We start from the raw sequence: 26,706 nt of genomic DNA, 5'->3' as shown, positions 1-26,706 counted from the left end.
TTGAAAATACTATTGCCGATAAGGAGCTTTTTAAATAGAAAAAGGGAAATGCGGTAACATTTCCCTTTGCAAAATAAACCTCTTTATTGAAAAAAGGATTCATTAATTAATAACCGCTAAATTTATGAAAAAAAAATCGTTTTTAATGTCTGCTAAATGGAGAGAATATGGCAGACGCTTAGCAATTGTTTGCTTGGTGAACATTTTGCTGTTACTTTCTACTGCATATACAGGCTATGCAACGAACATTAATCAAGAGAAGCGTATTACTGTAAAAATGCAAAATGTTTCTATTGTAGATGTGTTTAAAGAAATACAAGCTAAAACTGACTTTGATTTCTTTTATAAAAATGAACAATTGCCTCAATCAAAGAAGATTAGTGTAGATGCAAAGGATTTGTCTGTTGAGGAAATTTTAAATCGAGTACTAAAAGGTACAAACTTAACATTCAAGCTTGTAGATACGGACATTGTTATTTCGCCTCTTCAGCAAAACAATCAAGAAAAAAGGAAAATTTCGGGTAAGGTAATCGATTCTAAGGGATTACCATTACCAGGAGTTAGTGTTGTTATCGAAGGAACTACGCGTGGTGGTGTAACTGATTTTGATGGGAATTACGAAATCGATAACGTAGAGTCGAACCAGGTTATACTGTACTCTTTTATAGGTATGACTTCGCAGAGAGTTATAGTATCTGCTGCTACAAGCTTCGATATTACACTTCAAGACGACACACAAGGTTTGGAGGAAGTTGTGGTAATTGGTTATGGTGCTGTTCAAAGAAAACAAATTACCAGTTCTGTAGCTACTGTTGATACTGATGATATTGCTAAGGTAACTGCTTCTTCTCCGGTACAGCAAATTCAAGGTCGTGTAGCTGGTTTAACAGTGTCTACTCCTAAAGGATCAGATCCTAATGCTAGTCCAGACATTTTAATTCGTGGGGTAACTTCTACAGGAGGTCAATCGCCACTAATCATTGTTGATGGTGTTGCCGTTGGATCTTTAGATATTGTTGCTCCTGAGGATATTGCTACTTTTTCAATTTTGAAGGATGGTTCTGCTGCTGCAATTTATGGATCCAGAGGTACTAATGGTGTGATTTTAATTACTACCAAAGAGGGGAAAGAATCAAAACCAACAGTTGAATATTCTGGTTATTACGCATTTGATCAGATTAGCAAAAGACCTGATGTTTTAACTGCTGATGAGTTTCGAGCTTTAGGAAATAAGATGGGTGTTGCAACAGGAGATGCTTCTACCGATTGGTACGACGAAATGCTACAGTCTAATCACAACACGGTTCATAATATCGCATTTAGTGCAGGAAATAAAAATTCGAATTATCGCGCATCTATTAATTATATGGACAATAAAGGTGTTGCATTAGAATCTTTTAAGAAAAACTTAAGTGGTCGTATTAATATCAACCACAAAGCAATTAACGATCGATTAAATGTGCGTTTGAGTTTATCTGCTTCACAAGCAAAATACAGATTGGCAGATTATGGAGCTTTTGGTTCTGTTGCAAAGTTTAATCCTACCAGACCAGTTTATGAAGAAAATGGAGAATTTGCAACCTTCCAGGAATTTGGTGTAGATAATCCAATTGGAAATATACTAAATTACTCTACCGAGAATATTAAGAAAGTTTTATTAGCGAATGTTTTTGCTGAGTTCGAAGTAGTAAAAGGATTAACAGTTGGAGGTAGAGCTGCCTGGAAAGTTGAAGATGCAAATTCAGGATCTTATACTTCATCGAAAAATGAAAATTTAGCAAAAGATGATATTAAGGGTGTTGCAAGTACCTCATCTTTTTATAGCTATAAATATACCTACGAGGGAAATATCAATTACAGAAAAAGGTTCGATAAGCACGATTTTAATGTAATGGCCAACTATACTCACGAAGAAGATACCTGGTATACCTACTCTATGAGTAACTCGGGCTTTGTAAACGATAAATTTCTATGGCATTCAATTGGTTCAGGACTTAAATTAACAAATCCTGTTAATGATGATGGAGTTCAGGATTTGAATGGACCTGCAAGTATGGGAAGTGGAAGAAGCGAGAAAACCCTTGAATCCTGGAGAGGACGTTTAGTGTATACTTATGATGATAAATATGCATTAACAGTTAGTTACAACAGAGAGGGTAGCTCTATTTTTGGAGAAAATAATAAATGGGGTAATTTTTATGGAGTATCTGCAGGTTGGACCATATCTGATGAAGATTTTATGGAAAAACTATCATTTGTTAATTATCTGAAATTGCGTGTAGGATATGGAGAAACAGGTAACCCAGCTACAGGCCCATATAATTCATTATCAACGGTTGTTCAGGAAGGCTTGCCTTATGTGTTCAATGGAAATGTGGTAAGTGCATACGCTTTAGAAAAAAATCCAAATCCTGATTTGAAATGGGAGCGCAAAAAGGAATACAATATTGGTTTTGATTATGCTCTTGCAAAAAATCGTTTTGATGGTAGTGTAGATTTGTACTCAAGAAAAACGGATGATATGTTGTATAGCGCAGCGGCTCCTGTTCCTTCTTTAATTAAACCTACCATTGTTAGTAATATTGGTGAGATTTCTTCAAAGGGTATTGAGCTAAGTATAAATGCTAAAATTCTTCAAGATACAGAAGTAAAATGGAACGCTAACTTTAATGTTTCTTATAATGTAAACGAGGTTGAGAAACTATCGAATGCCGATGAAGAACCTGTTCCTTTTTATGCCGGAGATTTGCCAGGTAATGGTTTAGGTAGTGCCTACAGAGTAAAAGAAGGTGGATCTATTGGTGATTTTTATGGCCCTCGTTTCGATAAGTTCGATGAAAATGGTGGATGGGTATTTAAAGATCTTAATGATGAAGTTGAAGGTTACCATGCTGATACCGATAAAGAAGTAATTGGTAATGGAATGCCTAATTATTTTGTTGGTTTAACCAATAGTTTGGAATACAAAAGATTCGATTTGGAGATTTTTATGCGTGGTGCTTTCGATTATCAAGTGCTTAACGTTGGTAGAATTTATATGGAGAATCTTGATAAATTTCCTCAAAGTAATATTTATACATCTGCTTTATCAAGCCCACTACGTGCCCCTTCTCAATATTCAGATTACTATTTAGAGGATGGAGATTATTTAAAAATTCAGAATATTTCCTTAGGATATACTTTTGATACAAGCAAATGGAAGAATGTCTCCTATGCAAAATTATATGTTTCATGCAGCAATGTGCATACTTTCACTAATTACTCAGGATTATCACCTGAACTTGGAGGCCATTCTGGTATTACCCCAGGATTTGATAATTTGAATTTTTACCCTGTAACACGCACATTTACAATTGGCGCTGTTGTTAAATTTTAATTGGAGGAGATTATAGAATGAAAAAAATATCATTATTTATAGTAGGAGTTCTGGCATTGTTAATGCAGTACTCTTGTTCCGAATTAGATGAGAAAGTGTACAGTAGTAATTTAACTACTAATTTTTATACTTCAGCTGAGGAAATTGAAGGTGCTTATATGCGTCCTTGGTCACATTTGCTTTTCTGTGATACCTATTACTATTTAAAGTTGAGAACTTTAGGTACTGATATGGCAGCATGGACAACCAAAACATCAGAAAATCATGGTTATGATAATGCTCTTTGGTCTGAATTGCACAAGCATACCTGGGGTACTCGCCACGGCGAAATAGAATCATCATGGAATACGGTTTGGGAAGGTGTTGGTTTTGCCAATGCTGTTCTTGAGGGGATAGAAGAAAAGGATTTTGAAGAAATGGGAGTATCCATTCCTAAATCTGAGATGCAGGCACAATTGCGAGCTTACAGAGCATACATGCACATGATTGGTCTCGATTTTTGGAGAAATATTCCGATTGTAACCAAAGTAGGAGATCCTTACTATCCAGAAACAAAATCAGCACAGGAAGTATTCGAATTTATAGAAACAGAATTTTTAGCTATTAAGGAAAGTTTACCAACTGCTTTCGAACCTTATGCTCAAGGATTTTTTAGTCAGCAAAGTGTTGAAGCTTTACTATCTCGTTTGTATCTAAATGCCAAAACTTATATTGGCGTCGATAAGTACGAGGATGCCATAAAAATGTGTGATGCTGTTATTTCTTCTAATTTTTTCGAGTTAGAGGCAGACTATTTAAGTGCTTTCTCAAAAGATAATAATTTATCAAAAGAAAACATTCAGGTACTTACCCAAAAAGGGGGATCTTCTATGTCAGCACCTTTGCACGCACTTACTTGTTACTGGAGCAATCACGTAGATGCAGGTGGATGGAACGGAATTATCACACAAGAGGGTTTTTATGATTCTTATGGTGATGATGATACTCGTAAAAAACAATTTGCAGTTGGTCCTCAGTTTTATGCAGATGGAACTCCTGTATATATTGAAGCTGGAAACCCGGGTAGTGGACAGCTTGTTTATTCTAAAGAGGTAACAACTTTCCATAGTGAAGGTTTGTTTGAAGGAGCACGTTGTAAAAAATATGAGGCTATTGCAGGTTTAAACTGGAATCAAGAGTACGATATTGTTTTAATTCGTTATGCAGAGGTACTTATGAACAAAGCAGAAGCAATTATGCGTCAAAACAACGGACAAGCAGATCAAACTGCGGTTGATTTGGTAAATGAAGTGAGAGAACGTGCATTTGGAGATAAAATCGAAGAAAACAAATACACTACAACTACCTTAACTTTAGATGAGTTATTGGCAGAGCGTGGTAGAGAGTTTGCTTACGAAGGACACCGTAGAACCGATTTAATTCGATTTGGAAAATATTTACAGCCTCGTTGGGAAAAAGAATCAACTAGTGAAGCTACAAGAATTCTATTTCCAATACCACAAACTCAGAGAGATATCAATACCAACCTGAAACAAAACGACGGTTATTAATTAAGAAATTTGAGCTGGGCACTGGTTGCCCAGTTCAACTAATAAGGTTTTAGCTGCCTAAATGGTTGTAGTTAACAGAAAATAGAAAAGCATGAATAAATTATTGTTAGGAGTTTTCATTTTTTCAGCTTCGCTTTTACAAGCATGCTCAGCAAAAAAAAATGGAAATCTTAAAAGTGGGGGAGATTACACAAAATTTGTAAAACCTTTGGTGGGTACTTTAGGCGAAGGAAATACTTACCCTGGTGCTCAGGTTCCTTTCGGAATGGTTCAGTTAAGTCCGGATACTGAAAAATGGGACTGGGGAGCTGCCTCGGGTTACGAATATTCTGATAGTACCATTTATGGTTTTTCCATGACTCATTTGCATGGAACAGGAATTCCTGATTTAGGTGATATTTTATTTATGCCTACAACAGGTAAATTGTACATTAACGAAGGGAAAAAAGATTTATCAGAACCTGGATATTTGTCAAGCTTTTCTCATGAAAATGAGATTGCTGAGGCCAATTATTACTCTGTTTTGTTGGATGACTACCAAATTAAAGCGGAATTAACAGCTAGTAATAGAGCTGGATTAATGCGTTTTACTTTTCCAAAATCAGATAGTGCACATATCGTTTTGGATTTGAGTCATGTATTGCGTCATAAGGTAATTTGGTCGAATGTTAGAGTTGAGGATGACAATACCATTACTGGGATGCATCAGGTAAAAGGCTGGGCGAAAGAACGCTATGTTTATTTTGCTGCTAAATTTTCCCGACCTTTCGATGCTACTCGTATTTTTTCGAACAAAAAGGAAGAAAAATACGACTCATATAAAACCTACCGATTTAGAAGTAGTGTAGAGTCAGCTGGCCCCGACATTCAGTTTGTTGCCGATTATTTTACAAAAGAAGCGGAACAAATTATGGTAAAAGTGGGTATTTCGGCAGTAAGTACTGCAAATGCCATGAAAAACTTAGATACAGAAATTCCTCATTGGGATTTTGAAAAAATTAAATCCGAAGGAAAAGCCCTTTGGAAAAACGAATTGGCTAAATTCGAAGTAGAAGGAAGCAAAGAACAAAAAGAAACTTTTTATACAGCCGTATATCATTCATTTATGGCACCCAATACCTATTTTGACGTAGACCGTTCTTATCGAGGTTTTGATCAGAATATTCATAAAGCAGAAGGATTTGACAATTATACCGTATTTTCTTTGTGGGATACTTATCGTGCAACGCATCCCTTGTTTTGCTTAACACAGGCCGATAGAAATGCCAATATGATTAATTCTATGTTGGAGCATTACAAACAAAGCCCGGATAAATTGTTGCCAATATGGTCTTTTTGGAATAATGAAACCTGGTGTATGATTGGTTATCATGCTGTGCCTGTAATCGTTGATGCTTACTTTAAAGGAGTAAAAGGTGTAGATTGGGATTTGGCCTATCAAGCATGTGTTCACTCGGCAACTCATCCCGAATACGATGCAACAAAAGAATACGAAAAATTAGGTTATGTACCTTACGATATAGAAAATGAATCGGTATCGAAAACCCTTGAATATGCTTACGACGATTATTGCATTGCTCGTATGGCTAAGGCAATGGGTAAAACTGAAGATGCTCAGCGATTTTCGAAACGAGCAAGGGCTTACAAAAATCTTTTCGATTCTAATATTGGCTGGATGCGACCTAAAGACAGTAAAGGCAATTGGATGCCAGATTTTGATCCTCATTTTTTCAAACACTTGGGTGCTTTTACAGAGGGTACTACCTGGCAGTACACATGGACAGTTCCTCATGATGTTCAGGGATTAATTAACTGCTATGGTGGAAATCAGGAGTTTACTCAGAAATTGGATGCTGTTTTTGCCAATAAAGAGGGTAAAGATTATATAGGAGTAGATGATATTCACGGTAGAATTGGAGATTACTGGCATGGAAACGAACCGAGCCATCACATCAGTCATTTGTATTCTTACGCCGGACAGGCGTGGAAAACACAGGAGCTAACGCGTAAGATTATTGCTACTCAGTATGGTAATACGCCTGGTTCTTTATGTGGAAACGATGATTGTGGACAAATGTCGGCCTGGTATATTTTTAATGCTATGGGTTTCTATCCTGTTTGTCCCGGTAGCGATCAATACATAATCACTTCTCCAGCTTTACCATATGTCAAAATGTATATGAGCAATGGTAATGCAATAGAAGTTATTGCTAAGAATTTTTCAGAGAAAAATATTTATATCCAATCGGTAAAAATAAATGGTATTGATTGGAACAAAGCTTGGTTTAGTTATTCAGATATTGTGGATGGAGGGAAAATAGAGTTTGTTTTAGGTGATGTTATGAATAAAGGCTTTGCATCATCAAAATCAGCTTGCCCTCCTTCATTCTCTGATGGTATTGAAGAGAAGTAATCGGCTTTAAGCCAGACAAAAGTATTTTTATAAATTAGTAACAAATTACTAAAATACAGATTTATGAGATCAATTATTTTTGCCATAAGTAGCTGTTTCTTTCTTGTTCTTGGAAGAGGAGCATTTGCCCAGGATACTGATTTAACAAAGTATGTAGATCCATTTATTGGAACCGAAGAAATGGGACACACATTTCCAGGGGCTTGTGCTCCATTCGGAATGGTTCAGTTGAGTCCCGATACAGATAGTGTACAGTTTATTCACGAAGGAAAGTACAATAAAGAAGTTTATCGTTACTGTGCCGGATATCAATATCAGGACAAATCAATCGTTGGTTTCAGCCACACACATTTAAGTGGAACAGGACATTCCGATTTAGGTGATTTCCTAATTATGCCAACAGTTGGGAAGGTAAATTACAATCCAGGAACAATCGAAAATACCAGCAAGGGTTATCGATCCTTATTTCGAAAAGAGACGGAAAAGGCAGAGCCTGGATATTATACAGTTGAATTGGATGATTATAAGGTGAAAGCTGAATTAACAGCCACGCAGCGTGTAGGGTTTCATCAGTATACTTTTCCTGCTACTGATAATGCTCATATTATTCTTGATTTAACTCATGGAATTTATAATTACGATGGCAAGGTTTTGTGGTCTACCATTCGTGTTGAAAATGATACTTTGGTAACAGGTTATCGAATAACAAGAGGTTGGGCAAGATCTAATTATCAATATTTTGCCATGACTTTTTCTAAGCCTATTAAAAATTACGGATGTCGTAATAATGAAAAAGTGGTGTACAATGGTTTTTGGCGCAAATTCGACGAAACGGATAATTTTCCTGAAATGGCCGGAAAAGCATTAACTGCGAATTTTGATTTTTCTACTAAGGAAAATGAGAAGATAAAAGTAAAATTTGCCTTGTCAGCAGTGAGTACTGAAGGAGCATTAAAAAACTTGAAAGCAGAAGTTCCTCATTTCGATTTTGACAAAGTTAGAAAGGCTACCAAAGCAGAATGGCAAAAGCAACTAAGTCGTGTGCAAGTGGCGGCGTCTGAAGAGAAAAAAGTTACTTTCTATACTTCCTTATACCATTCATTCATCAATCCTGTTGAATACATGGATGTGGATGGAAAATACAGAGGTTTAGATCACAACATTCATCAGGCTGAAGGTTTTACAAACTATACTGTTTTTTCTTTGTGGGATACCTACAGGGCACAACATCCTTTGCTTTCGCTGATACAGCCAAAACGTTCGGCTGATATGATCAATTCCATGTTGGCACATTACGATCAAAGTGTTCATAAAATTCTTCCTATTTGGAGCCATTTTGGTAACGAAAATTGGTGTATGATTGGTTATCATGCAGTACCTGTAATTGCCGATGCTTTGGTAAATGGGTTGGAAGGTGTTGATAAAGAAAGAGCTTTAGAGGCTTGCTTATCAAGTGCAAATTATAAAAAATACGATGGTATTGGTGATTACCTAAGTTATGGGTATGTGCCTCACGAAACAAACAGAGTGGGAGCATCTATCACACTAGAGTATTCATACGATGATTACACAATTGCACAATTGGCGAAAGCAATGGGAAAAGATGCTATTGCAAAAGAATACATACAGCGATCGGAAAATTGGAGAAATTTATTTGATGATAAAACAGGCTATGTACGAGCCAAAAGCAAGGCAGGAGAGTGGGTAAGTCCATTCGATCCTTTGGATACTCATGCAGCTGGTTTTATCGAAGGAAATTCTTGGAACTATTCCTTATATGTTCCTCAGAATGTTAGTGGTTTGGTTAGCAAAATGGGTGGTGAGAAGCGTTTTTCAAATCATTTGGATTCGCTTTTTACCATGCATATTCCAGACAAATATTTTGAGCACAACGAGGACATTACCCGTGAGGGGATTATGGGTGGATATGTACACGGAAACGAACCTAGTCATCATGTTGCTTACATGTACAATTGGGCAGGAAAGCCATGGAAAACTCAAGAGCGAATCAATCAGATAATGAAAACCAAGTACCTGAACAAACCTGATGGTTTGTGTGGCAACGATGATTGTGGACAAATGTCGGCCTGGTATATTTTTTCATCTTTAGGATTCTACCCTGTTTGTCCTGGTTCTGGTCAGTATGCAATTGGAGCACCTTCGGTTGATCAGGCAGTTCTAAATTTGGAAAATGGCAAACAGTTTACCATAAAAACTAAAAATTACTCATCGAAGAATATTTATATCAAATCGGTAAAATTAAATGGTAAAAAGTGGGATAAAAACTATGTGAACCATACTGATATTGTAAATGGAGGAGAGTTGTTATTCGAAATGAGCAGTCGTCCAAATAAAAAGCGCGGAATTTCAAAGGACTCTTATCCTTATTCTACTACAAAATAATTTTAATGTGAATTTCTATGGCCGGAAGCCTGGCTTTTGGCTATAGAAAACCCTTTTTAAATCACTTAAAAATAACAGTAAGCGAAATAAAATAAACATGATAAAAAACACAAGTAAACACATGCTGTTAGCATGTGTAACAGCACTACTTATGTCTTGTAATTTGCAGGAAACCACTCCTGTAAATGTAGCAAATTACAAGTGTAAAGTAATTTCTGATAGAGGTGATTCTCCTGTTGGTGAAGAGGTTAGTAAGTTGATTGATGGAGATATTTATTCGAAATATTTAACATTTAATAGCAGTGCCAGCATTCAATTTACCACTTTAAAAAAATGCAAGTTAAGTTCCTATTCGTTGGTTTCGGGAGGCGATGCTGAGGAACGTGATCCGATGATTTGCGTTTTAGAAGCTAGTAATGATAAGAAAACGTGGCAAGAAATTGATAGGCAAAAAGATTTACAGTTTTCTGGGCGTAATCAAAAGCTAAGCTTTCCTGTATCTGCAAATGAAAACTATAAATATTATCGTTTGCAATTGGAAAGTAATGGAAACGATATTTTGCAACTTTCCGAAGTTGAATTATTGGCTGCCTGGGATAGTAATGATAATACTCCAATAGCTTTGTTTAAAGCAGAAAACAGAGCCTTTTTTACAAAAGGATTGGTTGAGTTTAACAATTTGTCTGTGCAGGCTGATGCTTACCATTGGTATTTTAAAGGAGGAAAGCCAGAAACAAGTACAGCAAGAAATCCAAAAGTGAAATACGAAAGTTTTGGGAAATATCCTGTGCAGTTAATAGCCGAGAATAAGGGACTGAAAGACACTATAATCTTAAACGATTATGTGAATGTTAAACGCGTAGGTGCCTGGAATCAATTCTCTTATCCTAAAATTAACTTCGTAAATAAAACATTAGGAGGAAATGGTGATTTGTACACAGAATTGGTTCCAAACCCTAAAGAATTAATCAATACTGTTTGTTTAAATGTTTGTAAGATTTTGTACAGAAGTGTTGATGAAATTGATGTTTTAAATGTTTTAGATTATTCAATTGAGGATTTAGAAACCATATCGGCAAAAGGAGGGAATCCACCACATATCAATATCTTCTTTAGCTCATTGTACCTGAAAAATAAAAAAGGAGAAATGAGCAATAAGGATTTGGTAGATGAGATTGTAGGTGTTTTGTATCATGAATTAGCTCATGGCTATCAGTATTCACCAAAAGGAGCAGGAGCTTATGCCGGAGGATCTGATTTTTTCGGTTTTTTAGAAGGAATAGCTGACTATGTTCGATTAAAAGCAGGATATTCCAGCTACGAGTACAGAAAAGTTGGTGGTCATTGGAATGATGGTTACAAAACAACAGCTTTTTTCATCGATTGGTTACATACAAAAGATCCTGATTTTGTATACAAAATGAACCAAACAGCAAAAACTATTATTCCTTGGTCTTGGGATGCAGCTACCAATAAAATCTTTGATCAATCTACTCAATCGTTATGGGATGAGTATCAAGCGTATTTAAATGCGAATAAATAATAATAATCAATTTTGATTGCAAAAATAAATAACCCTAAACAATTTTAATTATGAGGAAATTAGTAAGTGTTTTCTTTATTGCATTACTAGCAATTTTAAGCAGTTGCGATAAAGAAGAATCGTTTCAACTTGATAAAGTTGAGGCCAATGTAGAAGCCAAGTTTGTATCCGATAAGCAAATTGTATTTCCTGGAGATGCAGTACAGTTTACCAACTCATCGGTTTATGCAACAAATATCGAGTGGACTTTCGAGGGAGGTTCTCCTGCTACCAGTACCGAAGAAAATCCTATTGTTACCTATACCGAATTAGGAGCTTTTAAGGCAAGCTTAAAAATTAGTAATGAGTATGGTGAGAATATTAAGGAAGTTGTTGATTTTATTACAGTAACAGATGATGCCGGATGGGATAGTTTCGCTTTTCCAACCATTCATTTTACCAATCAAACCATTAACGAAAATGGTGCTTTGTATAAGGAGTTAATACCTAATGAGCAAGATTTTATTAAACATGCTTGTTTAAAAGTATGTTTCGAATTGTTCTTGTTAGCTAATGATGTTAATCAGGTTTCTAATATTACCTATACAGTAAAAGATTCAGAAACCATTTCGGCTAAAGGAGGATCTGCTCCACATATCAAGATCGATTTTAGCTCAAGCTATTTGGTTCAAAAGAAAAATCAAGGTTTAAGCGATGAAGAATTGATTAGAGAAATCGAAGGAGTATTAATTCATGAAATTACTCATGGGTATCAATATGAACCTCAAGGAGCTGGAGGATATGAGTCGGGAACTGATTTTTATGGTTTTATTGAAGGTTTAGCTGATTACGTTCGCTATGTTGTAGGATTTACTCCTGTAAGCAAGCGTAAAGCAGGTGGAAACTGGAATGATGGTTACAATACTTCCGCTTTCTTTATTGACTGGTTGCATTCAAAAGATCCTAAGTTCATTTACAAGTTTAATGCTACTGCAAAAAATATCAACCCATGGTCGTGGGAGGAAGCAATTAAAACGGTATTGGGAGCAGATGCTTCGGTAAGTGCATTGTGGAACGAGTATCAGGCGGATATTGCTTCCGGGAAAATTTCTGAAATAGATGCAGATCTAAAAGAAATGAGAGAGGCTAGAGAGAAGCCTGAATATACTAATCAGGAGCCTGTAGCCGATCTAATTGATGTTACAGATACAGGTTTTACAGCTATTAGAGATACTGAGTTTGATTCTCCTTCAGGTGAAGAAATAGGAAATATCATTGATAATAACATTGCTTCTAAATTTTTGATTTTTACTGATAATACATGGGTGCGTTTGGAGAGCGAAACTTCTTCTGTTGTTTCATCATATACTTTAACATCTGCTGATGATGCTCCAGGCAGAGATCCTAAAAAAGTAACTCTTTCGGCTAGTAACGATGGCGAAAACTGGGATGTTTTAGATATTAGAGAAGATGTTTCTTTTGAAGAAAGACATCAGACCAAAGCTTTTGCTTTTAATAATAACAAAGAGTACAAATATTATAAATTCGATTTTGAAAATACCGACCAAGGGGGAATTTTTCAGTTAGCAGAATTAGAGCTAATGGGAACCAAAGAAGGTGGAAATTCTGGTTCTTCTTCAGAAACTGTTGATATTACTGATAATTCTACAGCTACCTGGCAAGAGGAAGGTTTTGACTTTTTCGATTGGGGATTACCAAGCTTTGCTTTTGATAATGATGCAGGAACTGCATTTTTTAATATGAACGACAATACTTGGTTTACTTTCGCAACAGAAGCTAAACACAATGTTACTAAAGTAGCAATTACAGCAACTGCTAATATTTTAGGCATTGATTATGTATTTACTCCTGATACTTTTGTATTAGAAGGTTCGAATGATGGAGAAAACTGGTCTGAAATTACCTCTGTATCAGAAACAGGAATAGTAGCTTTCGAAGAAAGAAAAGAGTTTACTTTCACCAATTCAGAGTATTACTCTTACCATAGAATCTCAATGACTGCCGAAATTGAAGAGGGCGATAACAAAAGAATAATGATTGGCGAATTGGAATTATTTGGTACTGCTGAATAATTCGAATTAGAAGATCTACTAAACAAGCCTAAGGTTCCAGTCAGTAATATTGCGCTGGAACCTTTCTTTATATATACTTTAATAAAAAATGTTTAGGGATATATATTTAACTTTAAGAGGTGTCTTGATAAAATTTAGTTACAATTAATAATTTGGACCACAATAATGAGAAATTTTATATCGATTTTAGTCTTAAGTATAATCTTGTATTCGTGTGATACAAAAAAGGATTATACGCAGTATGTTGATCCTTTTATCGGAACAGGTGCTCATGGTCACACATATCCTGGTGCACAGGTTCCATTTGGAATGGTGCAACTAAGCCCTGATACTCGAAACGACGAATCTTGGGATGGTTGCGGTGGTTATCATTATTCCGATTCTTCTATTATCGGATTTAGCCACACTCACCTATCAGGAACAGGGGTTTCCGATTATGGAGATGTTCTATTATTACCTATAACAGGTAAGGTCAATTTGAATTCAGGAACAAGTAAAAATCCGGATGCAGGCTACCGTTCACGTTTTTCTCATGACTCGGAGAGTGCGGAACCTGGCTATTATTCTGTTTATTTGGATGATTACAAGGTAAAAGTTGAGTTGACTGCAGGGAACAGAGTTGGATACCATAAATACACTTTTGATGAGGAAGGAGAAGGAAAAATATTGCTCGATTTAATTCATCGTGATCCTGTTATTGATTCTGAAATAAAACTCATAGGCGAAAAGCGAATTGTTGGAAAAAGAAGATCTAAATATTGGGCAGGTGATCAGCAACTGTTTTTTGCTATCGAATTCTCCAAGGCTTTTCAACGCGTTGAATTGTTTAACGCAAAGCAAAAAAAGGAAAGTGCTGAGCAAATCAAAGGAACTCAATTGCAGTCTTTGGTATTTTTCGATGTAGAAAAAGGAGAGGCTATTGAGCTGAAGGTTGCTTTATCGAATGTAAGTGCAGAGGGTGCACTTAAAAATCTGGAGAAAGAATCGGAAGAAGTAAACTTCGATAAGGCAAGAAAATCAGCGAAAGCGATTTGGAAAAAAAGCTTGGGCAAAATAGAGGTTGAAGGTGGAAGTGTGCAGGAAAAACGCATTTTTTACACAGCTTTGTACCACTCTTTACTAAGCCCAAATATTTCGCAAGACGTAGATGGAAAGTACAGAGGAATGGACGGAAAAGTGCATACGGCCAAAGGTTTTACCAACTATACTGTTTTCTCTTTGTGGGATACTTTTAGAGCATTACATCCATTGTTAACCATTATTGAGCCAGATAGATCTGGTGAATTTGCACAATGTTTGGTTCAAAAGAGTAAGGAGTTTGGAGAATATCCAATGTGGGAGTTGGCTTCGAACGATACTCGTTGTATGATTGGTTATCATGCTGTTTCGTTAATTGCAGATGCACATGCAAAAGGAATTACAAATTTTAGTTTGGAGGATGCTTTCACCGAAATGGAGCGAACTGCGATGCTCGATAAAAGAGGCTTAAAAGCCTATCGAACCTTAGGATATGTACCTTCCAATAAAAGCAGTCAGGCCGTATCCAAAACATTGGAATATGCCTATAACGACTGGTGTATAGCACAAGTGGCAAAAGCCTTAGGCAAGGCCGACAGATATTCTTATTATATGAACAGGGCCTCTAACTATCGTAACATTTATGATCCTGAAGTTGGGTTTATGCGTGGGAAAACCGATGGGCACAAATGGGTTCCCAATTTTGATCCTACAGCAGTTGGATACAATTATACTGAAGGAAACTCCTTTCAATATAGCCTGTTTGTTCCGCATGATATTCCAGGGGTAATCAGTTTGTTGGGAGATAAAAAAGAGCTGGAACATTGGCTTGATAAATTATTTGCAACTGAAATGGAGCACGAACTTGGTGATGATACGGATGTAAGTGGTCTAATTGGTCAGTATGCTCACGGAAATGAACCAAGTCATCATATGGCATATTTATACAACTATGCAGAAGCTGCTTGGAAAACGCAAGCAATGGTTCGTGAAATAATGGCTACACAATACCAGGATACACCTGATGGCTTGTGTGGAAACGAAGATTGTGGTCAAATGTCGGCATGGTATGTATTAAGTGCAATGGGCTTTTATTCCGATTGTCCGGGTAAATCTGTATATGCCATTGGTTCACCGATATTTTCTAAAGTGAAAATCCATTTGGACAATGGAAAAACTTTTACACTTATTGCAAATCATAACAGTAATGAAAATAAATATATACAATCAGCGATACTGAATGGAAAAGATTTGAATTTAAGTTCTTTATCACATGCAGATATTCTAAAAGGAGGAAGTTTGGTATTGGAAATGGGGGATACACCGAATAAAGCTTGGGGCACAAATATTGATTTGAATGTTGAGTTTAAGGCTGCACCAATTGCTTACCTGACAGAATCATCAGATGTGTTTATTGAAAAATTTTTGGTAGATATAAGATGTAATGATCCTGAAGCTGAAATCTACTATACCCTCGATGGATCAGAACCTAATAAACAAAGTCAACAATTTAAGAAAGCATTTAAAATCGGTAAAAGTTCAAATTTGAGTTTCAGAACCTACAAAGAAGGCTGTGAACCCGGAATTGTGGTAAAGCGAGGATTAACAAAGCAAAACTCGGGAAACTATCATGCAAAGAAGATCGAAAAAGGGTTACAATACTCTTATTTCGAAGGAATTTACCGTTCTGTTTACGATTATGAATTGGATGAGCCTGTGAAAACAGGAGTTGTTTCAGTTCCCACTTTGGATGTTTGCTCGAGAAAAGAATGGATAGGACTCGATTTTAAAGGCCTGATCGACATCCCAAAATCGGGAGAGTATACTTTTTATATGTCGTCGAACGATGGATGTAAGTTGAGCATTAATGGTGAGGAACTGTTTGAAAGTGATGGACGAAAAACAGTTACTTTTGGTCAACAGGCACAATTACAATTGAAGAAGGGATTGCATCAAATACAAATGGGTTTCTATCAATGTTCGGATCATATTGATTTGGTGGTTGAGTGGGAAGGCCCTGGCATTGCTCGTCAAACAATCCCAAAGGAATTTTATAAACACTTGGCAAATTAGTTGCTATTATTTAGTTGATTATTCCAATAAGGACATTATCCCACAAGGGGTGTAAATGAAATAATAAGGGTTAGGCATATGGTCTAACCCTTTTTTTATACAGCCTGGAATCTGGCTTGTGGATTTAATATTGTGTCTTTCTAATAGTTCTTCCATGTGGTCATTCTGGTCAATCTGCAGAGGTTACACTTTCAGTGGATCCGGGAGCAAAGCACATTTACACTTTCTTTGGAACAGTTGAGGCTGAGGAAAACTCTTTGTACCAATACCAAATGGTGTCTTTGATGCAAGTGGTTTTATGTATTAATTGCTTTAAACTGCTTCAATAAAAGGAGCAGTTTTTTTGTTTTAAAAGATAATTTAAGCAAATAAGGTTTAAATTATATTTAAACTAAGAGTAATGAGAAAGAGCTCTCATTCTTGAAAGCTCTTTGTTTACTAGTCGGGGCGAGAAGATTCGAACTTCCGACCCCACGCCCCCCAGACGTAATCTTTTATTTGCAAAGTGTCAGAAAATCAAACGTTATGAATAAGGGTGTGATTAGGTTTGCAATCTTTTTGCAAGTTTTGTTTGTTGTTTTTATTCGAAATACTAATTTACCATCTCACTCATTGATAAAAAAGAACTCAAATAATTTTATGCAATAAATTATTTGAGTTCTTATATAAATTCGCTTTCCAATTCTGCGCTTGTCTTATGTAAATGTCAGTTAATCAGATTTAATTGAATTATTGGTTTTGCATGTTTTGTCAATGGGTTTTCTTTTGTTTTGTTTTCCATTTTTTCAATTCCGCAGCAATCATCTTAGGTAATTTGTTTTCAATAAAAATATTAAAAGCGCTTACTCCAATAAATTCAATTAAAACTTGACCCAGTTCATATACTTTAGTTTCTTTTAAATTAGGAATAAAGAATTCTTCAGATGTATCATTTTCTCTTGCATTATCAATCGCTTGCATAAAATCTGGTATATATTTAAGAGGATGATATCCTCCTGGTGTAAAAGTCGACAAAGCATTTTTGAAATTATTGCAAGACGATATGGTGGGGTTTGGCTTTTCCTTATTCTTATGAAAATAAAGCCAAACTTCAAAGCAAGGATTGCTTATTACAATGTGCCAGTTAGGATATTCTTCGCAATACATTGCTATTTCTCTAAGTTGACTTTCACTCCAGCGGTCTTTATCCATGACAAACCATAATTCATCTTCTTTTGATAATCCTTCTTTGTCAATGTACTTAACGGCTCTATCTAAAACCCACTTAGGAGCAGACTTATTATCATGGACAACTGTCATTTCAGAATCACTTACAATATCTTCAATAATATCTACAGCAACACGAGGTGAGATATATCTAAATGTTTTAAAATATTCAGGCTCTCTTTTTCCTCCTTCACATGCGATTGCAAATAACTTATAATCGCGGAGTAGAGCTAATTCTGGTTCTCTTTTATATCCTCTCTTCTTTCTCATCGTAGTCATCATTCCAATTTAATTCAATGAGGTTGGCTAAAAATGGAATTGCTCCAAATCTGCCTTTTAAATAGCCTTTTCTTATATCAAGATCATATCTAGGTTTAAAATCACTTAGGGAATATAATGAAGAAGATCCGCTCTGTTTGTCTTTTTCAACAAACCAAATTTCATCTTGCCTGAATATTTTAAAATCAAGTAAATTTGATTCGTGAGTGGTAAAAATAATCTGTCCAATCATTCTTTCGTCGACCATTATCTTTTGAATCAATGTTTTTAGCAACGCGGGATGCAAGCTGTGGTCAATTTCATCAATAAGAACGGTTACTTTATTTTTTAAAATTAAATCAAAAGCAGGGATGAAATCTAATAACCTTTGAGTACCATCTGATTCTTCTTCTAGATCAAACTTGACATTTTCCCCAAAAGAATTTTTATGGTATGAAATAACTTTCTTTACAAGATATTTTTCATCTTCTTTTGTAACAATAACTGCTCCTGAATCAGATGGAAGTACAATGTGTGAATCTTCATCTAAATCTGAAATGATTTCTTTTTTTAATTTTTCGTCATCCTCACCAAAATATTTGTCAATATCAGTATCTTCAGTACTTAATTCAGAAATTCCAGTATCAAAGGTTTCAAGCAAATCATTTGCAAAACCTTTAAATCTATTAGAGGTTGATAACATTTGAACCAAACCAGTGAACTTACTGTGAGGATATATAACTAACAGTTTATCTTTTATCCAATTTATGGCATCTGTTATATCCTTAATTTTAAGACTATCATGTTTACTTAATAATAGTTCATTATTTTTTAAAAGGTTGTCTTCTAAAAGCTCAATTAGCAATTTTGCTTTTTGTGTTTTTAGATATTTCGGAGCCATTTTGATCGTTGGTTTTTTACTTCTTGATAGAGTTCTTTCAAAAATCAACTTATCCTCTTTATTTATACCTGATTCATACAAATATTCCTCAGTTACTAAATTATTATTAATGTTTATACCATAAGAAAATATTTTTTTCTTAGCTTGAAATTCTATTTCAAAGAATATAGGTTTATCATTATTTTCATTTTCAAGTTTGAACTTCTTGTCTTCAATGTTTTTTGGAACAATTCCACTCATTACCAAATCTTGAAAAAGATCAATGGCTCTAATCAAATTGGACTTACCTGCACCATTAGCTCCGTATAGTGCACTTCCCTTAAGAATATCTAATTTTCCAAGGTTATAAACGTGATGTTTGTGAGTTTTTAAGGAGCCCGCTATCATATTGAACTCTACTTCGGAGTCGAATGATAGAAAATTGGATGTTACAAATCGTATTAACATGTTTGATTAATTTTGGGCAAATATATGAGATATTTTCGTTAGTTGATTGGAAATTACGCAAAAAAACAATAAAAATCAACTTATTAAAGAGATTATTTCTCTTATGGCAATGTTTTTTTGTTGTTTCAATTAAAGAGAGACGGGGGTGCTATTGAAGCCATCACCTTTTCTTAAAAAAGCTTGTCTAGTCCTGAAATAGCTTTACTTGTTGTGTAACTCTATTTCAGGACTCTCTTAGTATTCCTTATTATCCAAAAGTATTAATATATTGTTGGTCATTACAATATTTAAGAGGAATTAGAAACTACTTAATAACTCCTCTGTGAAACAATCCCAATAACTTTATATACCTGTCTAATAAACTTCTTAGGTATTTCGAATTCGCTATAGTTGGCATTATAGCTTTTTAAAGTGAAGATGTCTTTGTCTTCATTTTTTGCAATAACCTTACAGTACACCTCATTTTCTGTAACAACAACAAAGATGTTTCCATAATCAAGGTAATCTCTCCAGTTAGGCATGTTGCGCACAACTGCAATATCTCCGCTTTGCATGGCTGGCGTCATTGAATCTCCTACAATAGTCAATGCAATATCATCTTCGCGAGCAAAAGGAACTGATAGACTATCGATAACATACTCATTACTTAGTTGCAATTGTCCAATTCCAGCAGAGGCCTCTGAGTTATATAAAGGAATGGTTAGAGCATGTGTTTCATATGGTTGAATTTCATCGGAATCGATAGATAAATCAGCTTGAAGCATATCGCCTTTACCAGTTAATAGCCATTCGTAATTAATTTCGAAGTGATTTGCAATTGAAGACAAAACTTCGAATTTAGGCTGTCTCCCAGCAATGTAATTTCTAATATTTGCTTCACTTGTTCCAACTTTAACAGCAAACTTCGAATTGTTACCATCACAGAAGTACGAGACAAGTTCTTTTATTCGTTCGGATATATTACTCATATCGAAAAGGTTATATTTTTAATCGAAAAATGTTTCGATTTTTACTTGTTTTAATCGAACAAACATACGTATATTTGTGCGAGAGATTATAACAAATGTAACAACAAAATTCGAAATACAGGATGGAAAAGGAAATAATTCGAACAAAAGTTGATTGGGTGGCCACACTTGACCAATTTTCAATTGGAGATCTACACCAATTTACAGTTGGGACAAGAGAGATTTTTAATATTCGACAGGTAGCATACAGACTCAAAAAGAAGTCGGGGAAAATTTTTGCAACCACTACACTTGATAATGGAATAGAAGTAAAAAGAGAGGAATAAAAATGAAGAAACCAGAAATAGTTTGTGATTTAAATCAAAAGAAATGGCTCAATCTGCAAGAAGCAATTGCTTATTTGGGTTTTGGTTCAAAAGATACTTTTCAAAGCTGGAGAGAAGGTGTTAGAATTCACTCCCAAAGCAATAAAATGATCTTTTTGAAATCTTATAAAACAGGAAAGAACATTGTTTACAAGAGAACGGACATTGATAATTTCATGGAAGAATATCAACGAGTCAAATTAAATCTTAAAAGTGCCTAAATATGAGAGCTACAACAAGACAAGGTGTTTGGGTATCTGAGATTAAAGAGAATATCCATGCCATTATAGATACGAACCGAAATCAAATAATAAAGTGCGAGAAAGGAGTGCCAAGAGTTTTTCAATTTAAGAATGAAATTACAACCAGACATGTTTCTCTCATGCTTCACATCTTTAGAAGCAGTGCTCTTATTTGTAATACTTGCGAATCGATACAAGAAACATTCAAAGCAAAAAGGAATTATTAATTTCCTTTTTGCTTTACTGAATTCCCTATGAATACCATGGATTCAGAATAAAGTACGCAATTAAAAAGGGTACGAATACACAGGTTTTCTCAAGCCTGTTTTTTTCGAAAATTGCTCACCTGGGCAAACGAAAACGCATGTAAACAGGGTACGCATGCACATGGTTTTTCCGATAATTAACTCACTACTTTTAAGACCTCTTCCACCATTGATTGACGGTATTAGCATAGAACTTATTGACTTTGATTTTCACCTTTGGGAAAGATTACCAGAGCTTGAATTTTCTGTGTTGACCGTTGTTGGATCAGGAATGGAATTGGGAAGTAGAAAAGCTCACCACAAAGGACTTGACTTTATTATCGAACCAAAAGGAAAAGCCAAAATAAAAGGTTCCATTCATAAGTTCTTTAATGATGGAGATCACAATATCAACCGATTTACTTACGAAGATTTTCAAGAAGCAGTTGGCCAGCTTTCGGTATTTGGTGTTAATCCCGAAAATGCAAGACTAAAGAGCTTCGAGATTGGTTTGAACCTGGATACCTCAGTTTCAAAAATTGAAACAAAAACTTTCCTGGAAAGTGTTTTGTATTGTCGTGGTGCTGAACGTTCTGAAATGGAGTTGAACGGAAAAACAGGTTATGGTTATGCCTATAAAACTACCAATGCAACTTACAAGTTCTACGATAAGGCCGAACAATCTAAAGTTCAATCAGAACTGTTAAGAGTTGAAACAAAGTTCACACGAATGAGAGCCGTTGAAAATTACGGTATTTACACTTTGGCTGATTTACTGGATGAAACAAAACTAAGTCGATTAATTTCGGACAAGTTCCTTAAGGCCATTGATGAAACCATATTCTTTGAATGGGATCAGATTAAAACTACACGCCGTCTTCCAGCCAAATATAAAAGCAAGTTTAAAGACTTAAGGAATCCTGATTGGTGGATTAAAGATGAACGTAGCCGAAAAGAAAGACATCGTAATAAGTTACTTCTTGAAAAGCTAATTAACCAGTATGCAAAACGGAACATTAAAAACATCCTGAAAGACTTGATTTCATTGGAGCTAACATACTTTTTACGCAGTAAAAAAGGTTACGAATACACCACTTTTGAAAGCCTGAAAAACTGGAATAAAATCGATAACGCACAAAAAATGGGAACGGATACACAACGTATTGTATGTGCGGATTCCACTGACCAGAGGGAGGTGAAAAAAGAGAAAAGATATTGTTTGACCTGTGGGAAGGATATTACCCATCAGAAAAAAGGATCAAAGTATTGCAATGATCAAAGAAAGTGCAGAGATAAGGCTTACAACCTGAAAGTATCAGAAAAGAAAAAGACCAGGCAAACAGCAAAGCAAAAAGAGATCCTAAACCTGATTAAAGATTTGGGAACAGAATTCAATATGGTTAGAACCACAAACCCAAATAGAAAAAAGAAAAAAGGAGTGCCAGGTCGAAAGACATCCATCATAGTCGACATAGGAGGAAAGAAAAGATATTTCCATGGAGTTGCAGCTCGATTCTTCCTCAAAGAATTTGAAAAGAAAACAGAATCATTAACCAACCAGCATGAATATGAAACAGATTGTACTTGAAACACTGAAACGGATCATTGAAAGGAAAAAAGTTGCAAACAAAAGTCCAGACCATGTAACCTACCTGGAGCTGAAAAGTGAATTGGCTGAACAGAGAGATCAGGCTCTTAGGGAGCTGTGGAAGGAACAAAAGATAAAATCGGGGAATACCCTTAATGATAAATTTATAGAACTAGAAGAATGAAAGTAAAACTTAGAATATCGAATCATGAAGTTTGGGAGAAATGCCCAATATGTAATGCTACCTATGATTTAAGAATGGACAATCATTGCCCAATTTGTAAAGAACCCCCAAAATCAACTTGACCATGGAATACAGAACAATGAACAGAAAAGAACTCGCAGCGGAACTGGATATTTCCTATGCGACACTTTATAGAAGAATGAAATTACTCGATCCAGAATTTAGAAAAGCGATTACAGGAAAATCCCTGCTGTTGGAAAATCAAGTAAGATACATTCACGAACAAATATCAGGATTAAAAAAATGGGGTTCAGGTTCAAAATAGGGTGTACTTCAAACCGAACCCAAAAAGAGAGGGAAATTTTAATGATTTCCCCTTCAAAACCTATTATTCTGAACCCACTCTAAAAATGAACCCGAAAAGAAGAATTTTTCAACATGGAAAAGAAAATTTTTAAATACGCTCGAATTTCTACCTCTGAACAAAACGAAGCCCGACAAGTTGAAGCTTTGAAAGATTATCCAGGCGAAATGCTTATTGATAAAATTTCTGGAAAAATTCCTTTTGCAGAAAGACCAGAAGGAAAAAAGATCATTGGATCGGTGAATGAAAAATCGATTTCAGAATTGATTGTTTTGGATGTTGACCGCCTGGGAAGAAATACTCTTGATATCATGGCAACACTTCAGCTGATGAAAGATCACAAAATTTGTGTTACGGTTCATCGCTATGGATTGAAAAGTTTTGTTGATGGAAAACCAAATCCAACATTTGAATTGATTTCGAATATCATGTCAACATTAGCACAAATTGAAATTGAACGAACCAAGGAAAGACAAAAAGAAGGAATTATCCAGGCAAAACAGAGAGGAGCTTATAAAGGTAGACCCAAAGGTTCAAAAAATAAGGATAGTATTTCTTTGATTGATAAATACCCAATGGTCACCATTTGTATAAGAAATAACATGAGTATTAATGATACTGCAACAGCAACAGGAAAAAGCAGAAGTACGGTAAAAAGGGTCAGGAAAGAATTCTTTGATTTATTAAATAGAAAAGATTAGTTATTGCTTAGATACTTTATCTAAATAGATTCTAAACTGAGATCATGGATTAATTTTTTTTATGATTCTCAATCAGCGTCTCAATTCAATTTGTAATTTAAGGGATTGTTGTAGTTAATGTATTAAGAATTAAATAAAAATACTCCTAGAGGTAATTTTTGCAATAAAGAAGAAAATGATTGCTAAAAGTAAGCTGAATGCAATAAGTATGAGTACTGTGTATAATAAACTGTTTTGCTCTGTTATTAAACGTATAATGAACACTTCTTTTATACTTTCAATTTTTATAATTGGTTTGGTAATTAATACATATGGACAATCGAGTGTGGTTGAATTGCCCAAGGTAGCAACCTTTAATAAAGTACAGATAGGAGATATTCCTAATCAATCAAAAATCAAATTGAAATTAGATCCGCACTTCAATATTTCAGAAATTCAAAAGCAGAATCAAAATATAATTCGACAGTTAGAATCAAATCAAAAAAGAAATTCATATTATCAATTGCAGGATATTTATACAGACTTAACTCAAAATTCGATTAACTACAAATTACCAGATTTAAGTCCCTTGAGAGGAACAGAATATTTTCAATCGGCATTGAATGATTTGAAAAAGATGCTGAGTGGAGAAACTCCACTTAATTTGAAAAAAGCGGTTTTTATCGTTGAGAACGCTTATTTTGAGAATAAATTGGATTTCAAACAATTTGAAAGTTCAATTCAGCAGGCAGTTGATATTTGTCAATTGTCAATGACTGAAAATAAAATGAACACCAATGATAATTTTGCGAAAAACCTAAGTATTTTTAATTACATGTCCGATACTGTTCAGGTTCAATTAGCAGGACAGGAAAAAACACTTATCCATTACCCAATTAAATACGATTTCAAAGATTACATGGGTAATGAAAATTGGAGCAATATGTTTGTATCAAAACTTATGGCAACCAATTCAGGACAATGCAACTCCATGCCACTATTTTATTTAATACTAGCCCAAGAGTTGAAAACAGAATCTTACCTGGCTTATTCTCCAAACCATTCGTTTATTAGATTTAAATCTCCAAAAGGTAATTGGTTAAATGCAGAACTTACTTGTGGAGCAATTGTTACTGATGCTGCAATTCTTGAAAGTGGTTACGTGAAAACCGAAGCCATTAGAAGTGGAATTTATATGGACACATTAAGTATGCATGAAACCGTAGCTACATTGATAAATACTTTAGCAAGTGGTTATACAAAAAAATACGGATACGATCCATTTGTAAAAAAATGCTCCGATTTAGTAAGAGAATATTATCCAAATCAATTGAATGCTTTAATGTTGGAATCTAATTGGCAAACCCAAACGATGATGTACATTGCCAAACAAAAAGGGAAGCCAACTGTAAAAGAGTTTGTTAAAGATCCCAAAGCAAAAGTGGAATTTGATAAAATGCATCAAATATATGGACAAATAGATGCTTTAGGTTATGAATTTATGCCTGAAGAACACTATCAAAAATGGTTAAATAAAATTAAAGAGGCAAAAATAAAACCTGAAAATCAGAAAAGTATAATTCACCAGATTACCAGATAAATGAAAAAGGCATTACTTTTAATATCGATAATATTTGTTAGTATTTCGGTAAAAAGTCAATCAGCGGAAACGCTATATGATTCAACACTAACAGTTCTTGAAGGGATGATTGAAGATAGAACACCGATAGACTTTAAGAATGCTGTCTATATGGTCGAAAACTCATTCTATGAAGGTAAGCTTTCATATAAAAAGTTTTGTGAGGCTATTAATTACTACAAACATCTTTGTGAAGGGCTAATAAATGCACGTGATTTGAAATACAACGAATCGGACAAGGAGGAAGTTTCTGTTTATGCTGCAGTTTTTAGCGTGATGAAAGACACGATTCCTATTGAAGTTGAAAAGGGAAAAATAATTTACAATTTGCCTTTGACTTATGATTTCGAAGATATTACGGGAGAAAAAGATTGGACAAAAATGTTTGTCTCGAAACTTCTGACAACTTATAAAGGAAACTGTCACTCGTTGCCATATTTATATAAAATACTTGTAGAAGAGTTAGGTGGCAATGCATATTTGGCATACGCCCCAAATCATATTTACATTAAGCAACACAGTAAAGCTTTTGGCTGGTACAATACTGAATTAACAAGCGGAATGTTTCCGATTGATTCCTGGTTAATGGCATCTGGCTATATTCATCTTAGTGCAATCCAGAAAGGAATATACATGGATACATTAAATGCAAAGCAATCAATAGGGACATGTATGCTTGATTTAGCAATGGGATACCAAAAAAAGTTTGGAACTAAAGATGGTAGTTTTATTCTGAAAGTATGTAATAGAGTTTTGAAATATCATCCGAATAATATTAATGCATTATTATTCAAAGCTGAAACAAAGATGAACCTATGGAAGCAGGATAATGGAAAAACAAAAGAACAAAAACAAAAGGAATTTGAAGAAATCCAAAAGCTTTACGTTCAAATACATCAACTAGGGTATCGAAAAATGCCAACAGAAATGTATTTGAACTGGTTGGTTTCTTTAAAAGAAGAAAAACATAAATATCAAAATCAGAAAATTAATCTAAAAATTAAATAATCATGAAGATAACCAAAATTCTAGTTGTTGCCTTTTTGCTAGCTTCATTTTTAACAAGTAAGGCAGAGAAATACCCTTGGGAAAAATATGGGTTTAAATTCAAGGTGCTTACATTAAGCAATGGAAAATACCAGGAATTTCACGACTTAGAAGATGTTGTTGAA

The 26,706-nt window shown here is 34.9% G+C and carries 19 protein-coding genes; 16 read left to right on the top strand and 3 right to left on the bottom strand.

From position 1 onward, the window contains the following. Positions 1–124: 124 nt before the first annotated feature. The 7 genes from NQ163_RS15500 (at position 125) to NQ163_RS15470 (ending at position 16,447) form a co-directional block, all read left to right on the top strand. Positions 125–3,376 carry a SusC/RagA family TonB-linked outer membrane protein gene (locus NQ163_RS15500; protein WP_268191232.1) on the top strand — a complete coding sequence of 1,084 codons (3,252 nt, stop codon included), beginning with the start codon at positions 125–127 and terminating at the stop codon, positions 3,374–3,376. Between the two features lie 17 nt (positions 3,377–3,393). Next, a complete protein-coding gene (locus NQ163_RS15495) occupies positions 3,394–4,926 on the top strand; it encodes a RagB/SusD family nutrient uptake outer membrane protein (RefSeq protein ID WP_268191231.1) in 1,533 nt (510 codons plus the stop codon). 91 nt (positions 4,927–5,017) lie between these two features. After that, complete coding sequence (locus NQ163_RS15490; protein WP_268191230.1) at positions 5,018–7,339, top strand: GH92 family glycosyl hydrolase; 2,322 nt, start codon at positions 5,018–5,020, stop codon at positions 7,337–7,339. A gap of 63 nt (positions 7,340–7,402) precedes the next feature. Continuing rightward, on the top strand, positions 7,403–9,742 hold the full coding sequence (locus tag NQ163_RS15485) for a GH92 family glycosyl hydrolase (RefSeq protein ID WP_268191229.1): 2,340 nt from the start codon (positions 7,403–7,405) through the stop codon (positions 9,740–9,742). Between the two features lie 97 nt (positions 9,743–9,839). Continuing rightward, positions 9,840–11,285, top strand: coding sequence for a basic secretory protein-like protein (locus NQ163_RS15480; protein ID WP_268191228.1), 1,446 nt, complete (start codon positions 9,840–9,842; stop codon positions 11,283–11,285). Between the two features lie 50 nt (positions 11,286–11,335). Next, the gene (locus NQ163_RS15475) at positions 11,336–13,357 is read left to right on the top strand and encodes a basic secretory protein-like protein (protein WP_268191227.1); all 2,022 of its coding nucleotides are present in this window, start codon (positions 11,336–11,338) and stop codon (positions 13,355–13,357) included. Between the two features lie 165 nt (positions 13,358–13,522). Beyond that, positions 13,523–16,447 (top strand): GH92 family glycosyl hydrolase, encoded by a 2,925-nt coding sequence (locus NQ163_RS15470; protein WP_268191226.1) that lies wholly within the window; start codon positions 13,523–13,525, stop codon positions 16,445–16,447. A 750-nt stretch (positions 16,448–17,197) separates the two neighbouring features. Here NQ163_RS15470 and NQ163_RS15465 read toward each other — a convergent pair. From NQ163_RS15465 to NQ163_RS15455, 3 genes are all read right to left on the bottom strand, one after another. Continuing rightward, on the bottom strand, positions 17,198–17,923 hold the full coding sequence (locus NQ163_RS15465; protein ID WP_268191225.1) for an RloB family protein: 726 nt from the start codon (positions 17,921–17,923) through the stop codon (positions 17,198–17,200). Further along, a complete protein-coding gene (locus NQ163_RS15460; protein WP_268191224.1) occupies positions 17,901–19,259 on the bottom strand; it encodes an AAA family ATPase in 1,359 nt (452 codons plus the stop codon). Before NQ163_RS15460 ends, NQ163_RS15465 begins: the two co-directional genes overlap by 23 nt. 308 nt (positions 19,260–19,567) lie before the next feature. After that, positions 19,568–20,227 (bottom strand): S24 family peptidase, encoded by a 660-nt coding sequence (locus tag NQ163_RS15455; RefSeq protein ID WP_268191223.1) that lies wholly within the window; start codon positions 20,225–20,227, stop codon positions 19,568–19,570. 122 nt (positions 20,228–20,349) lie between these two features. On the opposite strand from NQ163_RS15455, the gene NQ163_RS15450 reads away from it, so the two are divergent. The 9 genes from NQ163_RS15450 to NQ163_RS15410 all read left to right on the top strand — a co-directional run bounded on the left by NQ163_RS15450 (position 20,350) and on the right by NQ163_RS15410 (position 26,542). Continuing rightward, positions 20,350–20,553: a hypothetical protein gene (locus NQ163_RS15450; RefSeq protein WP_268191222.1), complete on the top strand. Its 204-nt coding sequence runs from the start codon at positions 20,350–20,352 to the stop codon at positions 20,551–20,553. Positions 20,554–20,555: 2 nt separating this feature from the next. Then, positions 20,556–20,813 (top strand): hypothetical protein, encoded by a 258-nt coding sequence (locus NQ163_RS15445; protein ID WP_268191221.1) that lies wholly within the window; start codon positions 20,556–20,558, stop codon positions 20,811–20,813. A 2-nt stretch (positions 20,814–20,815) separates the two neighbouring features. After that, positions 20,816–21,061, top strand: a complete 246-nt coding sequence (locus NQ163_RS15440; RefSeq protein WP_268191220.1) for a hypothetical protein — start codon at positions 20,816–20,818, stop codon at positions 21,059–21,061. 154 nt (positions 21,062–21,215) lie between these two features. After that, positions 21,216–22,667 (top strand): hypothetical protein, encoded by a 1,452-nt coding sequence (locus NQ163_RS15435; RefSeq protein WP_268191219.1) that lies wholly within the window; start codon positions 21,216–21,218, stop codon positions 22,665–22,667. Further along, positions 22,648–22,851 (top strand): hypothetical protein, encoded by a 204-nt coding sequence (locus NQ163_RS15430; protein ID WP_268191217.1) that lies wholly within the window; start codon positions 22,648–22,650, stop codon positions 22,849–22,851. Before NQ163_RS15435 ends, NQ163_RS15430 begins: the two co-directional genes overlap by 20 nt. A 124-nt stretch (positions 22,852–22,975) precedes the next feature. Next, positions 22,976–23,176 carry a helix-turn-helix domain-containing protein gene (locus NQ163_RS15425; RefSeq protein ID WP_268191216.1) on the top strand — a complete coding sequence of 67 codons (201 nt, stop codon included), beginning with the start codon at positions 22,976–22,978 and terminating at the stop codon, positions 23,174–23,176. Positions 23,177–23,289: 113 nt separating this feature from the next. Beyond that, the gene (locus tag NQ163_RS15420; RefSeq protein ID WP_268191215.1) at positions 23,290–23,916 is read left to right on the top strand and encodes a recombinase family protein; all 627 of its coding nucleotides are present in this window, start codon (positions 23,290–23,292) and stop codon (positions 23,914–23,916) included. 256 nt (positions 23,917–24,172) lie between these two features. Further along, a complete protein-coding gene (locus tag NQ163_RS15415) occupies positions 24,173–25,495 on the top strand; it encodes a hypothetical protein (protein WP_268191214.1) in 1,323 nt (440 codons plus the stop codon). After that, positions 25,496–26,542 carry a hypothetical protein gene (locus tag NQ163_RS15410; protein ID WP_268191213.1) on the top strand — a complete coding sequence of 349 codons (1,047 nt, stop codon included), beginning with the start codon at positions 25,496–25,498 and terminating at the stop codon, positions 26,540–26,542. It begins immediately after the preceding gene. Positions 26,543–26,706 lie beyond the last annotated feature (164 nt).

It is taken from the genome of Marinifilum sp. D737, from assembly GCF_026672275.1.
GTDB lineage: Bacteria > Bacteroidota > Bacteroidia > Bacteroidales > Marinifilaceae > Marinifilum.
Note: the sequence above shows the minus strand (reverse complement) of the source record. Positions and strands in the feature narration are given on the sequence as shown.

What these genes read in the sequence shown, in the direction of transcription:
- NQ163_RS15495 (WP_268191231.1), top strand. Translation starts at nt 3,394, where the DNA reads ATGAAAAAAATATCATTATTTATAGTAGGAGTTCTGGCATTGTTAATG.
- NQ163_RS15430 (WP_268191217.1), top strand. Translation starts at nt 22,648, where the DNA reads ATGAAACAGATTGTACTTGAAACACTGAAACGGATCATTGAAAGGAAA.
- NQ163_RS15475 (WP_268191227.1), top strand. Translation starts at nt 11,336, where the DNA reads ATGAGGAAATTAGTAAGTGTTTTCTTTATTGCATTACTAGCAATTTTA.
- NQ163_RS15480 (WP_268191228.1), top strand. Translation starts at nt 9,840, where the DNA reads ATGATAAAAAACACAAGTAAACACATGCTGTTAGCATGTGTAACAGCA.
- NQ163_RS15465 (WP_268191225.1), bottom strand. Translation starts at nt 17,923, where the DNA reads ATGAGAAAGAAGAGAGGATATAAAAGAGAACCAGAATTAGCTCTACTC.
- NQ163_RS15445 (WP_268191221.1), top strand. Translation starts at nt 20,556, where the DNA reads ATGAAGAAACCAGAAATAGTTTGTGATTTAAATCAAAAGAAATGGCTC.
- NQ163_RS15420 (WP_268191215.1), top strand. Translation starts at nt 23,290, where the DNA reads ATGGAAAAGAAAATTTTTAAATACGCTCGAATTTCTACCTCTGAACAA.
- NQ163_RS15455 (WP_268191223.1), bottom strand. Translation starts at nt 20,227, where the DNA reads ATGAGTAATATATCCGAACGAATAAAAGAACTTGTCTCGTACTTCTGT.
- NQ163_RS15490 (WP_268191230.1), top strand. Translation starts at nt 5,018, where the DNA reads ATGAATAAATTATTGTTAGGAGTTTTCATTTTTTCAGCTTCGCTTTTA.
- NQ163_RS15500 (WP_268191232.1), top strand. Translation starts at nt 125, where the DNA reads ATGAAAAAAAAATCGTTTTTAATGTCTGCTAAATGGAGAGAATATGGC.
- NQ163_RS15460 (WP_268191224.1), bottom strand. Translation starts at nt 19,259, where the DNA reads ATGTTAATACGATTTGTAACATCCAATTTTCTATCATTCGACTCCGAA.
- NQ163_RS15410 (WP_268191213.1), top strand. Translation starts at nt 25,496, where the DNA reads ATGAAAAAGGCATTACTTTTAATATCGATAATATTTGTTAGTATTTCG.
- NQ163_RS15425 (WP_268191216.1), top strand. Translation starts at nt 22,976, where the DNA reads ATGGAATACAGAACAATGAACAGAAAAGAACTCGCAGCGGAACTGGAT.
- NQ163_RS15415 (WP_268191214.1), top strand. Translation starts at nt 24,173, where the DNA reads ATGAACACTTCTTTTATACTTTCAATTTTTATAATTGGTTTGGTAATT.
- NQ163_RS15435 (WP_268191219.1), top strand. Translation starts at nt 21,216, where the DNA reads ATGCACATGGTTTTTCCGATAATTAACTCACTACTTTTAAGACCTCTT.
- NQ163_RS15440 (WP_268191220.1), top strand. Translation starts at nt 20,816, where the DNA reads ATGAGAGCTACAACAAGACAAGGTGTTTGGGTATCTGAGATTAAAGAG.
- NQ163_RS15485 (WP_268191229.1), top strand. Translation starts at nt 7,403, where the DNA reads ATGAGATCAATTATTTTTGCCATAAGTAGCTGTTTCTTTCTTGTTCTT.
- NQ163_RS15450 (WP_268191222.1), top strand. Translation starts at nt 20,350, where the DNA reads ATGGAAAAGGAAATAATTCGAACAAAAGTTGATTGGGTGGCCACACTT.
- NQ163_RS15470 (WP_268191226.1), top strand. Translation starts at nt 13,523, where the DNA reads ATGAGAAATTTTATATCGATTTTAGTCTTAAGTATAATCTTGTATTCG.